This window comes from Marinobacterium marinum, assembly GCF_013868415.1.
Classification (GTDB): Bacteria; Pseudomonadota; Gammaproteobacteria; order Pseudomonadales; family Balneatricaceae; genus Marinobacterium; species Marinobacterium marinum.
In genome coordinates this window covers 35,343-47,765 of sequence record NZ_JACEMT010000033.1, presented here as the reverse complement: position 1 = coordinate 47,765, position 12,423 = coordinate 35,343, and the positions used below count along the sequence as shown (strand labels likewise).

General features: G+C 58.4%; 13 protein-coding genes. 9 read left to right on the top strand and 4 right to left on the bottom strand.

Annotation, left to right across the window (positions count from 1 at the left end; genetic code table 11):
* The first annotated feature begins 8 nt into the window (after positions 1–8).
* The 8 genes from phnX (H1S06_RS02375) to phnX (H1S06_RS02340) all read left to right on the top strand — a co-directional run bounded on the left by phnX (H1S06_RS02375) (position 9) and on the right by phnX (H1S06_RS02340) (position 7,434).
* Positions 9–845 (top strand): phosphonoacetaldehyde hydrolase, encoded by an 837-nt coding sequence (gene phnX, locus H1S06_RS02375; RefSeq protein ID WP_181736834.1) that lies wholly within the window; start codon positions 9–11, stop codon positions 843–845.
* Positions 842–1,726, top strand: a complete 885-nt coding sequence (locus H1S06_RS02370; RefSeq protein WP_181736832.1) for an EamA family transporter — start codon at positions 842–844, stop codon at positions 1,724–1,726. The genes phnX (H1S06_RS02375) and H1S06_RS02370 overlap by 4 nt, the downstream gene beginning before the upstream one ends.
* Before the next feature lie 229 nt (positions 1,727–1,955).
* Positions 1,956–3,116, top strand: a complete 1,161-nt coding sequence (gene psrA, locus H1S06_RS02365; protein ID WP_220183729.1) for an iron-containing alcohol dehydrogenase PsrA — start codon at positions 1,956–1,958, stop codon at positions 3,114–3,116.
* A gap of 19 nt (positions 3,117–3,135) precedes the next feature.
* Entirely contained in the window at positions 3,136–4,077 is a 942-nt protein-coding gene (locus H1S06_RS02360) for a phosphate/phosphite/phosphonate ABC transporter substrate-binding protein (protein WP_181736830.1), read from the top strand.
* A 65-nt stretch (positions 4,078–4,142) separates the two neighbouring features.
* Positions 4,143–4,895, top strand: a complete 753-nt coding sequence (gene phnC, locus H1S06_RS02355; RefSeq protein WP_181736828.1) for a phosphonate ABC transporter ATP-binding protein — start codon at positions 4,143–4,145, stop codon at positions 4,893–4,895.
* Positions 4,896–4,902: 7 nt separating this feature from the next.
* Positions 4,903–5,715, top strand: a complete 813-nt coding sequence (gene phnE / locus H1S06_RS02350) for a phosphonate ABC transporter, permease protein PhnE (RefSeq protein ID WP_181736827.1) — start codon at positions 4,903–4,905, stop codon at positions 5,713–5,715.
* A 9-nt stretch (positions 5,716–5,724) separates the two neighbouring features.
* On the top strand, positions 5,725–6,600 hold the full coding sequence (phnE, locus tag H1S06_RS02345) for a phosphonate ABC transporter, permease protein PhnE (RefSeq protein ID WP_181736824.1): 876 nt from the start codon (positions 5,725–5,727) through the stop codon (positions 6,598–6,600).
* A 24-nt stretch (positions 6,601–6,624) separates the two neighbouring features.
* A complete protein-coding gene (gene phnX, locus H1S06_RS02340; RefSeq protein WP_181736822.1) occupies positions 6,625–7,434 on the top strand; it encodes a phosphonoacetaldehyde hydrolase in 810 nt (269 codons plus the stop codon).
* 30 nt (positions 7,435–7,464) lie between these two features.
* Here the strand turns inward: phnX (H1S06_RS02340) and H1S06_RS02335 are convergent, their stop codons facing one another.
* The 3 genes from H1S06_RS02335 to H1S06_RS02325 form a co-directional block, all read right to left on the bottom strand.
* Positions 7,465–8,349 carry a LysR substrate-binding domain-containing protein gene (locus H1S06_RS02335; RefSeq protein ID WP_181736820.1) on the bottom strand — a complete coding sequence of 295 codons (885 nt, stop codon included), beginning with the start codon at positions 8,347–8,349 and terminating at the stop codon, positions 7,465–7,467.
* A gap of 107 nt (positions 8,350–8,456) precedes the next feature.
* The gene (locus H1S06_RS02330) at positions 8,457–9,071 is read right to left on the bottom strand and encodes a glutathione S-transferase family protein (protein ID WP_181736818.1); all 615 of its coding nucleotides are present in this window, start codon (positions 9,069–9,071) and stop codon (positions 8,457–8,459) included.
* Between the two features lie 49 nt (positions 9,072–9,120).
* A complete protein-coding gene (locus H1S06_RS02325) occupies positions 9,121–9,336 on the bottom strand; it encodes a DUF2798 domain-containing protein (protein ID WP_181736816.1) in 216 nt (71 codons plus the stop codon).
* An 89-nt stretch (positions 9,337–9,425) separates the two neighbouring features.
* Here H1S06_RS02325 and H1S06_RS02320 point away from each other — a divergent pair, with 89 nt between their 5' ends.
* Entirely contained in the window at positions 9,426–10,340 is a 915-nt protein-coding gene (locus H1S06_RS02320; RefSeq protein WP_181736814.1) for a LysR family transcriptional regulator, read from the top strand.
* Between the two features lie 181 nt (positions 10,341–10,521).
* On the opposite strand, the gene H1S06_RS02315 is transcribed toward H1S06_RS02320, so the two are convergent.
* The gene (locus H1S06_RS02315) at positions 10,522–12,096 is read right to left on the bottom strand and encodes a sensor domain-containing diguanylate cyclase (protein WP_328515303.1); all 1,575 of its coding nucleotides are present in this window, start codon (positions 12,094–12,096) and stop codon (positions 10,522–10,524) included.
* Positions 12,097–12,423 lie beyond the last annotated feature (327 nt).

The following is a 12,423-nucleotide window of genomic DNA, read 5'->3' as shown; positions in this document are numbered from 1 at the left end:
GTAACGCTATGACCCCGAAATATCAGTTTGAACGCCGCTACGTCGGTCCCATTGAGGCCGTGATCATGGACTGGGCCGGCACCACCGTGGACTTCGGTTCCATGGCGCCGATCTGCGCCTTCCAGCGCCTCTTCGCCGAAGAAGGCCTGCCGATCAGTGAAGCCGAAGCCCGAGGCCCCATGGGCACCGAAAAGCGTGAACATATCCGCCAGCTGTGTGCCCATCCGCGTATCCGCGATGCCTGGCACGAAGTGAAGGGCGAATATCCGACCGAGGCGGATATCGATCGCATGTACGACGACTTCGTGCCCTTGCAGATCGATGCGATTGCCCAGACCGCCGAGCTGATCCCGGGTCTGACCGATGCGCTGGAGTGGATGCGTGCCAATGATATCCGCATCGGTGGCAACACCGGTTATGCGTCTACGATGATCGAGGGGCTGCTGGCGCGTGCCGCCGAGCAGGGCTATACCCCGGACAGTAACGTCTGCGCCACCGAAGTGCCAAAGGGCCGTCCCTATCCGCACATGAGCCTGAAAAATGCCATGGATCTGGGCGTGCAGCACCTCTGTGCCTGCGTCAAGATCGATGACACCCTGACCGGTATCGAGGAAGGCCTTAACGCTGGTATGTGGACCATCGGCGTTGCCGTCAGCGGCAACGAAGTGGGCATGAGCTTGGAAGACTGGCAGGTGCTGAGCGAAGCGGAGCAGGAACTCCGTCGTGCTGCCGCCTACCAGCGCATGACCGCCAGTGGCGCTCATTACGTCATCGACAGCATCGCTGATGTGATTCCCTGTCTGGAAGAGATCTCGGCTCGCCTGGCCGTTGGCGAGAAGCCGTGACACCCACGGCGATCGGTTTGATCCTGGTTTCGGCCCTGATGCATGCGGGCTGGAACCTGATCGGCAAGCGCACCGCTCAGACGGTGCGTTTTTATGCCTGGGCCATGGGGTTGGGCATGCTGGTGTTCAGTCCTTTGCTGGTACGAAGCTGGTCGAGTGTCGCGGCCTTACCTGCCGATTTCTGGTGGCTTCTGCTGGCGTCAGGGTTGTGCCAGACCCTCTATATGAGCGGGCTGGCCAAGGCCTATGGCCAGGGCAATCTCAATGTCGTCTACCCGCTGGCACGGGCATTGCCGGTGCTGATCGTGCCGCTGGTGGTGCTGATCAGCTATGGCCAGAGCCAGTTGAGCGCTCAGGACCTGTTGGGTATGGGCCTGATCATGCTGGGTTCGCTGGCCCTGCCGCTGGTGCGCTGGCGGGACTGGCACTGGCGTGACTACTGTACCCCGGCCATCGGCTGGGTACTGCTGGCGGCCTGTGCAACGGCGGGGTACTCGGTGCTTGACAGCGCCGCCATTCAGATCATGAAGCAGCAGGGTATGAGCGCCTTCGACGCTGGCAGCAGTTTTGTCGTACTCCAGGCGGCGGCCTGTCTGTTGTGGATGTTGCCACTGGTCCGGTGGGGCTTTGGCGAATCGCTCAGAGGCGTGCCGGACTTTGGCTGGACGCTGCTGGCAGGCAGTTTCATCATCGCTACCTACCTGTTGATTCTGGTCAGCATGTCGATGGTAAGTGAAGTCAGCTACGTGGTGGCCCTGCGTCAGGTGAGCATTCCGCTGGGGGTGCTGATCGGTGTTTTCTGGCTGCGCGAGTCGGTCAGCCCGCCGCGCTTGCAGGGGCTGAGTGTGATGCTGTTGGGATTGGTGCTGGTGTCGCTTTGAGTGTACAAGCGACATCAAGTACAGCCGCTTACCCCCGCCGTAACGCAATCGTAATTCAACTTTCCGAAACTACGCTTAGCCGTGGTTGAGCCCCGCGACACCCAGGTGTCACGCCCGAATTCAATAATGCTTACCCATTGAAGCACTGATCCAGTGGCCTCCGGCAGTTCGGGCCCGACCGTGATTGAGTGCCTTTTGCAATCGGTTAATACAGCTAAGGCTAATTTGAATGTGGGCTTTTCATAATCCGGTCAGGATCCAATTTGGTGCGGGCGTTCTGGAAACGCTGGCGGACTCGCTGCAGGGGCGTCCCTATGCGTTGGTCACTTACAGCGACCCCGTATTTCAGCAGCTGTCCGAGCGCGTCGCCGCACTGGCAGGGCAACCTGCGTTGGTGATCGATAATATCAAACCTAACCCCGATTTCACTGAACTGGAAATCTCCTGTGCGCGCTGGATGTCAGTGGAGCAACCCCCTGAGGTGATTGTGGCGCTGGGTGGCGGTTCGGTCATCGACACCGCCAAGGTGCTGGCCGCGGCCGATGGCAATTTTCATCGGGTGCGCCGTTTCCTGCAACAGGGTACCGGCCGCGATGAGCTGGCAGTGGTGCCGATCATTGCCGTGCCGACCACCGCCGGTACCGGCAGTGAAGTGACCTGCTGGGCCACGGTCTGGCACAGCGAGGCCGAGCGCAAGTATTCGCTGGCGCTGCCCGAACTCTATCCGGAAGTGGCGTTGGTCGACCCGGAACTGACGTTGGAGCTGCCGCTGTCGCTCACAGTGAGCACAGCGCTGGATGCACTCAGCCATGCGTTGGAAAGTCTCTGGAACGTGAACCGTAATCCGGTTTCCAGTGCGGCCGCGGTCAGTGCCGCACGCGAGATTATCGACTGGCTGCCGGCATTGGTAGAAGAGCCCCGGAACCTGATGCTGCGCAGCCGTATTGCCCGGGCCGCACTGATGGCGGGCGTGGCCTTCTCCAATACCAAAACGGCGATTGCGCACAACATCTCCTACCCGATCACGCTGCGACACGGCACGGCACATGGCGAGGCCTGCTCGTTCACGCTGCCCACCATTTTGCGTGCCGTGAGTGGTGAAAGTGCTGAACTGGATGCACTGCTGGCGCAGGTTTTCGGCACCCCGGTAGAGGTCGGTATCGAACAGCTGGAGCAGATGCTGCACCGGCTGGGTGTGTCGACCGCCTATCAGGATTACGGCATCAGCAACAGAGAGTGGCACGAGATTGTCGACGCTGCCTTCGCGGGTGAACGTGGCGCCAACTTCATTGGCAAAAAAGATCGCTTTTTGGCGGTCAGCAACAACGCTCAACTCAGCAATACCGAAACCCAAACCAAAACCGGGGCATCCGCCCACAACCCACTGTGAATCGACCCGAGGTCTGATCATGAACAAGCAACTGCGTACCCGGCTGAGCAAGGGCTGCAAGTCCCTGCAACGCCATGCCACCACCCTGGCCATGACGGCAGCCGCCGTTGTGGGAAGCACTCAGCTGCATGCGGCGGAGTGCGACAACCCTGACACGCTGAGATTCTCCATCATTCCGACCGAGGAGAGCGTGCAGGAGCTGACGCTGTACAAGCCGGTGATCGACTACCTGTCGGAAACCACGGGCAAGGAGATCGAATTCTACATGCCGACCTCTTATGCGTCGGTGATGGAAGCGATGATCGGCGGTTGGGTCGACATCAGTGTACAGGGTGCCAACTCCTATGTGATCGCCCATGAAAAGGATCCGTCCATCCAGGTATTCGCCACCTACGCCAAGCGTCCGGGTCACCTGCAGCCTGAAGGTCCGGGGTACGAAGCGGTACTGATCAGCCGCAAGGGCGGCAAGTTCGATTCTATTGATACGCTGGACAACTCCGTGCTGGGGCTGGGCGATCCGGCTAGCACCTCCGGCAATCTGGTGCCGCGTGTCGCCTTCACTAAGGTGCTGGGCGAAAAACTGGATGATCATTTCTCCAAGGTGGTCTACACCGGCGGTCATGACCTGACCACCATGGCAGTCTACGAAGGCAAGGTCGATGCCGGCTTCGTGGCCAGCCACCGTTTCGACAACGTGGTTGATCGCGGCATGGTCAAGCTGGAAGACTTCAACGTACTCTGGCGCTCTCCACCCATCCCGCAGGACCCGTTCACCTATCGTGGCGCACTCTGTGACGATCTTAAAGAGAAGATCCGTCACACCTTCCTCACACTGCACGAAAAGCCGGAGATGAAGCAGTTCCTCGATAACGTGAACTCCAACCGCTTCGTTGCCATGACCGATGCCGACTACGACATCGTGCGTGAACTGCGCGAAGCACGAAAAAAAGCCCAGCAGTAATAGCCGAGACCGGAGCTGCGGGGCGGCTCCGGTCCGGTCGTTAGAACAATGAAAGCGAGAACCGCATGTCCATTCTCCAAGTGCAGAACCTGAAAGCCCGCTATGCCCAGACCGGCGACGATATCCTCAAGGGGATCAGCTTCAATGTGGCGGAAGGGGATTTCTACGCCATCATCGGCCCCAGCGGGGCGGGCAAATCCACCCTGATCCGTTGCATCAACCGACTGGTCGAACCCAGTGAGGGCAGTGTCTCTCTGTTCGGTCAGGAGCTGACCCGCCTGTCGGCCCGTGAGCTGCGCAAAACCCGTCGCCATATCGGCATGATCTTCCAGGAGTTCAACCTGGTGAACCGGATGTCGGTGATGGACAACGTGTTGTCAGGCCGTCTCGGTTATGTGGGTACGACACGCAGCCTGTTCAAGCTGTTCCCGCGCAGTGATATCCAGCGCGCACTGGAACTGCTGGACCGGGTGAGCCTGATCGACCATGTCGACAAGCGTGCCGACCAGCTCAGTGGCGGTCAGCGTCAGCGCGTCGGTATCGCCCGTGCCCTGATGCAGGACCCTCAGCTGCTGTTGCTCGACGAGCCGACGGCCAGCCTGGACCCGAAGATCTCCCGTGACGTGATGCAGCTGATCCGCGATACCGCGCGTGACTTGGGCATTCCGGTGTTGTGCAACATCCATGACGTGGCGCTGGCCAAGGAGTTCTGCAACCGCATTCTGGGGCTGCAGAGCGGCCGCATGATGTTCGATGGCAAAACCGCCGATCTGGCGGACAGCGACCTCGAACGCATCTATGAACTGGAAGTGCTCTGAGGACTCCATGACGCATCTTGTTAGTTTACAGGCCGAGCTGGAGCGCAGCCGGCGACGCCGCCAGTGGGTGCAGCTGCTCATGCTGGCACTGGTGCTGGTCACGGTACTGGGCAGCATCCAGGTGATCATCATCGAAGACACCGACTGGGACCGCGTGGGCAGTTTCGGTCAGATCATGGAGTCGGTCGGGCGCTTCATGGCGCTGGACTTGAGCCTGATTCCGCATCTGGGCATCCCGATGCTGGAAACCTTCCTGATGGCCTGTCTGGGAACCCTCCTGGGGCTGTTCTTCTCGTTGCCGGTGGCCTGGTTTGGTGCCCTCAACGTGACGCCGTCGAAGCGTATTTTGTATCCCTTCGGGCGCTTTCTGATGACCCTGAGTCGCTCCATCCACGAGATGGTCTGGGCGTTGATTTTTGTCGCGGCCGTGGGCCTGGGCGCACTGCCGGGCATTCTGGCCATTGCCATGCGCTCGGTGGGCTTCATCTCCAAGATCACCGCCGAGGCGATCGAAAACATCGACCCCAAGCCGGTGGAAGCGATCCGTGCGGTCGGCGGCAACAACTTTCAGGTCATGTACTACGGCATCCTGCCGCAGATCAAGACCGTGGTGCTGGGCACCATTATCTTCGAGTGGGATATCAATATTCGCCGCTCGGCGATCATGGGACTGGTTGGTGCCGGTGGTCTGGGCCTGACCTTCTTCCGCCAGATGGCGATGTACAACTACGGCGGCGTGACCGTGGTGATTCTGGCGATCCTGAGCCTGATTCTGCTCGGCGAGATCCTGTCACACTACACCCGCAAGGCGATTGTCTAGGAGCCTGTCATGAATGCATACAACTCGATTCAGTCCAAGGCACCGGCGCGCGAGTGGAGCCGCTACCGCTTTCCGCGTGACCTGTTCCGCTTCACCGCTTTGCTGGCGTGCCTGCTGGGACTGATGTTTGCCATCGATTTTCTCGGCATCGACCTGGCCCGGTTGCTGACCCTGTTTGGTCGCGTCGGTGAGGTGTTGAGCGAGCGCTATTTCCCACCGGATGTGGACTACGTGATGCAGGGTGACTACCTGGCCTCGGTCGTGGAAACGGTGCAGATGGCCTACCTGGGTGCCCTGATTGGCATGCTGATTGCCGCGCCTCTGGCCTGGTTTGCCTCTTGGAACGTCACACTGTCACGCCGGGTGCTCTATCCGCTGGCGCGCCTGTTCATCATGGCCAGCCGTTCGGTACACGAGATGATCTGGACCATCCTGTTCGTCACCGTCCTCGGCTTCGGCATGCTGCCCGGTGTCTGTGCGTTGGTGATGTTCTGCATCGGTTTCGCCGGCAAGCTGTTCGCCGAAGAAATCGAGGTGATCGACATGGGGCCGGTCGAGGCCATGCGCTCGGCCGGGGCCAACCCGCTGCAGACCTTCTGCTACGCCGTCTGGCCACAGATCCAGACGGCCTGGACCGGTATCGCCATCTACACCTGGGACGTGGCTTTCCGCGCCGCTACCGTGGTGGGATTCTTCGGCGCCGGCGGCATGGGCTGGTACCTGAAGCGCAATGTGCAGCAGCTGGAAACAGAACGCGTCGCCGCCATCCTGCTGTCGATCGTGGTGCTGGTGGTGATCTCCGAACTGATCTCTGCCTGGGCGCGTCACCGGCTGAACCGCAAGCGTGACGCTAATCGAATTGCAATTGAAGCCGAGGCGGCCTGAGCGCCGCCCCTGAGGAGAACAACTATGTCATCTGTAGAAGCGGTCATTTTCGACTGGGCCGGTACCACCGTGGATTTCGGCTCCTTCGCGCCGACCACCATCTTTGTTGAAGCCTTTCGCAAGGCCTACGACTTCGACATCAGCCTGGAAGAGGCGCGGGGCCCCATGGGCATGGGCAAGTGGGATCATATCCGTGCCCTGGGTGATGATCCGGTGATTGCGGCCCGCTGGCAGGCGCAGTTTGGCCGTGCCATGAGCGACGGGGATGTGGACCTGATTTATGACACCTTTATGCCGCTGCAGATCGCCAAAGTGGGTGAACATGCCGACCTGATTCCGAGGACACTGGAAACGATCGCCTGGCTGCGTGATCAGGGCATCAAGATCGGTTCCTGCTCAGGCTATCCGCGCCCGGTGATGGAAGTGCTGCAGCAGGCCGCTGCCGAACGCGGTTACATGCCTGATTGTGTGATCGCCACAGGAGATCTCAAAGCGGGCAGCCGCCCGGGTCCCTGGATGGCGCTGCAGAACGTACAGGAGCTGGGCGTGAATGCTGTGTCCCGCTGTATCAAGGTGGATGATTCCGCGCCGGGTATCTACGAAGGCCATAACGCCGGCATGTGGACGGTGGGTCTGAGCCTGTCCGGCAACGAGTCCGGTTTGACGCTGGAGCAGTTTCTAGCGGCGGATGAAGCTGCCAAGGCTGATGCGCGTGGCAAGGCGTCGGTCAATCTGGCAGCGGTCGGTGCGCACTACATCATCGACACCATTGCCGACCTGCCAGAGGTAGTGGCGGCGATCCAGCAACGCATCGCCAACGGCGAGCGCCCGTAAATCCGCAATTACCTGTCAGCTGCTGGAGGTTCAAGCTTCCAGCGGCTGCCTCACTACCCCGATTAATGCCTGTGTCAGCGGTGCCGACACCCGATCGTTACGCACCACCAGACTGCTGCGTGCGGTCAGTCCTTCACCGACAATGCGCCGCGTGACGATGTTGTCGTGCGGTACATGCTCGTCATCAGCCACCACCGAAATGCCCAGCCCCTGAGCTACCGCCTCGCGGATCGACTCCCGGCTGCCCAGCTCATAGACCACATTGACGCTGACACCTTCCCGTGCCACCGCATGTTCGAACAGCTGGCGGGTCAGCGAGCCCGGCTCGCGGCGAATCACACTCTGGTTCTCGAAGTCACGCAGGTACAGTCGCTCGCGCTGGGCCAGCGGATGGCCCGCAGGCAGGATGGCGACCAGCTCATACTCGTAGAAGAAAAACGCCTGCTGGCCGGGGGTGTTGCCCTCAGGTACATAGAAACCGGCATCTACCTCACCGCGGGTAATCATCTGCCCAACCAGCTCGGACGCGGCAAAGCTCACCTTGACGCGGATATTGGGGTAGAGTGAGTTGAAGTGCTTAATCAGCAGGGAGACCCGGTAGGGCGATACGGCCGCGATATGAATCTCGCCGGTTTCCACCTTGCTGTGAGCCAGCAGCAGGAACTCCGCTTCCCGCAGGCTGTTGAGGCAGCTGCGAAACCGGGGCAGCAGCGCCAGACCCAGATCGGTCAGCCGGTTGTTGCCGCGCTGGCGCAGGAACAGCTTGGCGTTGTAGCTTTCCTCGATGCTGGCGATCCGGTTCACCAGTGTCGGCTGGGCGATGTCGAGATACTGGGCCGCGTCCTTGAAACTCTTGTACTGCGCCAGTGCGCAGAAAGCCTCGATCTGGGCCAGGGAAAGGTTGGTTCTGGGCATGTTGACTCGAGTGTTACGGTAATTACCGAGCCAGTTTAGCAATCGATTATGACACCTTTAGAATAGGACGGGCTTTCCGTGATCCCGCCCCGGCTGTAATGAGTAAATCAGTGGTGTAGAGAAGGGGCACGTTCCGACATCTTCATATGCCAGCGCTGCAGATTGGGCAGGTGTTCGTCCAGCTCGATATCAAGACGTCCCAGGAAACCACAGAGTACCCAGGCGGTTATATCGGCAATCGAGAAATGCTCGCCGGCCACCCAGGGCTGTTTGCTCAGTTGCTTATCCAGTATCGGCAGGAAAGTGAGCAGTCGCTTGCGTGATTCTTCGCCCCATTCCTTAATGCAGGTTTCACGGTCACTGAAAAATCCAGAGAGGTTGCGAAATGCCTGAAAAGCGGGGACCACGCCCTGAAATTCCAGAATTCTCACCCACATCTCCACCTGCGCCTGTTCCAGAGGCGTGCGTCCGAACAGCGCTTTATCGTTGGGCGTAATTGCGTCCAGGTAACGGCAGATCGCTACGCTTTCGCAAATGTGGGTGCCATTATCCAGCTCCAGGACCGGGATCAGCCCGTTCGGAGCCTTGTCGATAAAAGCATCGGTGCGATTTTCTGCAGCCCGGATATCAACGTCGACTCGCTCCAGCTCTATTCCCAGTTCGCGCAGAAAAATGTTGACGCGCTCGGCGCTTGGGGTACCTGCTTTTTCATGCAGTTTCATATCGGCCTCTTATTGATGTTATGTGGTGCCAGCCGTCAGTTAAGCATGCTCAGGCCTGTCCGGCCAGGCGCCGGGATAATTGCTGCACGATCGGGCCGAAAGTGAAGGAGATCACACCAGCCGCCGGCCAGGCCATGCCGAAAGCACGCATCCACTGGGCAAAGTAGAGGTCCGTGAAGCCCAGGTTCAGCCAGGTCACGTAACCGGTCATGAAAAAGCTGAGTACAAATGACATCAAGAAGGTAAACCATAGCCTCTGTTTCATATCGAGTCCCTGTATGTGGATAGAAGGGGCAGTGTATATAATTGCTAATGTTTTCAATATCCGGCTATTGGTAATCTTTGATTTCATATATGAAACCTTCTTTCGATGACTTGGCGCTGTTTATTCAAATAGCACGTCGGCGCAGCCTGGCGGCTGCTGCCGACTATCTGCAACTGCCACCAGCCACGGTGACGCGCAGGCTGAAACGGCTGGAAGCCGCTCTGGGCTACCAGCTGGTAAGGCGATCGGCGCGACATTTCAGTCTGACCAATGAAGGAGAGGTGTGCTACGAACATTACGCCGGGTTGCTCGATGAGCTGGAGCAGACCGGTGCCCGGTTAAGTCGCGACAGTCAGGAGATGAGCGGCCTGCTTAAAGTTTCGGCGCCGACCAATCTGGCAACAGGACCGTTAAGTCCAATGTGGACGGCCTTTATGCGCCGCTATCCCCAAGTGCGTCTGGAGCTGATGTTGAGTAACCGCACCGAGGACATGCTGGAAAAGCGCATTGATATTGCGTTGCGCATTGGTCCGCAGGCAGATTCGGGGCTGTATCAGAAACGACTGGGCTGGGTGGCAACGCGCCTGGTGGCGGCGCCTGAGTATCTGCAACGGGCAGGAAGGCCTGAGCGGCTGGAACTATTGCAGCACCATCAAACGCTGATGTTTAAACAGTTTTCACCTTGGCGTCTAAACAATGCCGACACTGGTAAGCAGGTGGATGTGCATCTGACGCCTGCCGCTCTTGTCGATGATCTGGCGCTGGTATTGCAGTTTGCCTGTGATGGCTTGGGTGTTGCTCTGCTGCCGATGAATGAGATTCAGCAGCCCCTGCTGTCCGGTCAGTTGCAGCTTGTCTTGCCGGAATGGTTTGGCCCGCAGCGTGATATCTTTGCGGTCTGGCCTGATGGCAAGCTGCTGAGTGCCCGCGCTCGTTGCTTGCGGGACTTCATGCAGGAGTACATTGGTCGCGAGCCCGGGTTACAGGGCGCAGTAGCGGAATGAGTCGGCGATAATTCGATTTTTCGAAGCCAGGCTTAGTCCTGCGTGAGTTTGGGGACACTGTGGTGCCATGCCAGGAATCAATAATGCCCACCCGCTGAGGCTGCTGCGAAACCTGGGCAACACGTATGGTCCACGGGAATAAATCCGCATATAACCGAGCATGCCGGCACTGCTTAAGGCGTCAGGGTGAGGTGTCATAGACCTCGCAGCGATTGCGCCCGTTTCTTTTGGCTTGGTACAGCGCCTGGTCTGCGTGTTTGAGCGAGTCCGTTGGGTCGTCCTCTGGTGTACTCCACTCGGCGATACCGATGGATATTTGGATGTGCCCAGCTTCAGGCATTTGAGCTCCTGCAACGCACAGGCGCAAGCGCTCGGCCATTTCTCTGGCCGTGTACAAGGGGGTTTCGGGCAACAGAATAAGGAATTCTTCGCCACCAACTCTGCAGTGGTAGTCGCTTTTGCGTGTGGAAGTCTGCATCAGACGTGCAAGTGATTGCAGGACTCGATCTCCGCAGTCATGCCCATAAGTATCGTTGACCCGTTTGAAATGGTCGATATCAAGGGCCAGGATGCTGAAAGGCGTTGCATTGCGTTGCAGGAGTTGAAGTGCCATCTCGGTTCCGCGCCGGTTGAGCAGCCCGGTCAGGGCATCGGTTTGCGCCTCGGTTTTTAGCTGCCCCAGTCGGGTGTGTAGCAGGTTAACGCCGACCAGCATGGCCTGCTTGAGTTCGGCGCTTTCAAAATACCAGGAGCGGATGCCTTGAATACGGGCAGGGGTCAGGGGCTCGTCCATGTTCTGGGCATTGTCTGCCAGTTGCCAAAGAGGGCGCGAAATCAGTCGGGCCAGCCACCAGATCAAGAGCAGCGTAATCAGTCCCAAAGGAAGAATATGGTCGATGACCGCCCGCATCTGGCTGTCCAACGGTGCCAGAGTGGCTTCCAGAGGGCGCTGCGCCACCACACCCCAGTTGGCAATTTTGATGGGTGCGTACCCCGCCAGCATATCGATGCCCGCGCTGTTCTTGACGAGCTGTGTGCCTTCATGGCCGGAAATGACGTCTTCAATGACAGGGTTGTTGTCAACCTGTTGGCCGATACGTGTCGCATCGGGGTGATACAACAGTCGCCGGTTCTGGTCGACCGCATACAGGTAGGAGCCGTCTTCGTAATAATGGATGCCGAGCAGCTCGTTCAGGATGCTGCGTTCTTTAAGGTAGAGCGAGCCTCCCAAGTATCCCAGGTATTCTCCGGTTGGAGAAAAGATAGGATGAGAGATAAAAACCAGCAGGTTATTGGAAACCGATATATAGGGCGCACTGATCAAGGGCTTTTTCAGCTCAAGAGCTTGTTGTGCGCCGGGGGAGGCCAGTTGCTCCCCCAGAATCTTAAGAGTTTCCGGGGAGGTAGCGAGCACATGTCCGGTATGATCGACAATGATGATTGAATTGAAGCTGTCGGTCTGTCGGCGTAAACGGTCGGCGGTATGGCTCAGCAGTTCCTGGTTGTCCATTAGAGGAGAGAGTTCGGCGGCGCCAAAGGCAAATTGCTGCTGGGCAGAGCGCAGGAAATTTTCGGTCGATGTGGCCAGCTTACTGGCATATACCTGGTTGCTTTCCAGTGTCTGATCAATCAGAAGCTGACGTTGTACCTGATAGCTGGCGTTGAGGCCATTGATCAGAGTGATGGCCGCCGTACTGAAGGCAAGCAATAGAATCAAACGCCTGAGGTCAAGGCGGAAGAACTGTTTTATAAACACGTTGCACACTATCCCTGAACTGCTTGGGGGCGCTTCACGGTACCGCAGGGAGCGGTCGGGAAGGTGGATCATCCATTAGGGCCATAGAGCCGTTGCATCAATATATGCCGCTCGGAGGGTAACAGTAATTACAGTATCGATAAAGAGTCGGTTCTTGGTATAGCGGCTAAATGCCGGCCTGTTTTTTTATCATGCACCGGCCAGGGTGCAGGTATTGCTGGGCCTGATCAGGCCGGATTTCTTGTTGCTGGCGGGGCTTTGAGCGAAATATCCTGTTAATTGCAAAAGAATGTAGCCATATTAGCCTAAATGTTCATTGTTATTGGA

Coding starts and splice junctions, on each gene's coding strand:
- H1S06_RS02330 (WP_181736818.1), bottom strand. CDS start 9,071: ATGAAACTGCATGAAAAAGCAGGTACCCCAAGCGCCGAGCGCGTCAAC.
- H1S06_RS02335 (WP_181736820.1), bottom strand. CDS start 8,349: ATGCCCAGAACCAACCTTTCCCTGGCCCAGATCGAGGCTTTCTGCGCA.
- H1S06_RS02325 (WP_181736816.1), bottom strand. CDS start 9,336: ATGAAACAGAGGCTATGGTTTACCTTCTTGATGTCATTTGTACTCAGC.
- phnX (WP_181736834.1), top strand. CDS start 9: ATGACCCCGAAATATCAGTTTGAACGCCGCTACGTCGGTCCCATTGAG.
- H1S06_RS02320 (WP_181736814.1), top strand. CDS start 9,426: ATGAAACCTTCTTTCGATGACTTGGCGCTGTTTATTCAAATAGCACGT.
- phnE (WP_181736824.1), top strand. CDS start 5,725: ATGAATGCATACAACTCGATTCAGTCCAAGGCACCGGCGCGCGAGTGG.
- phnE (WP_181736827.1), top strand. CDS start 4,903: ATGACGCATCTTGTTAGTTTACAGGCCGAGCTGGAGCGCAGCCGGCGA.
- psrA (WP_220183729.1), top strand. CDS start 1,956: ATGTGGGCTTTTCATAATCCGGTCAGGATCCAATTTGGTGCGGGCGTT.
- phnX (WP_181736822.1), top strand. CDS start 6,625: ATGTCATCTGTAGAAGCGGTCATTTTCGACTGGGCCGGTACCACCGTG.
- phnC (WP_181736828.1), top strand. CDS start 4,143: ATGTCCATTCTCCAAGTGCAGAACCTGAAAGCCCGCTATGCCCAGACC.
- H1S06_RS02360 (WP_181736830.1), top strand. CDS start 3,136: ATGAACAAGCAACTGCGTACCCGGCTGAGCAAGGGCTGCAAGTCCCTG.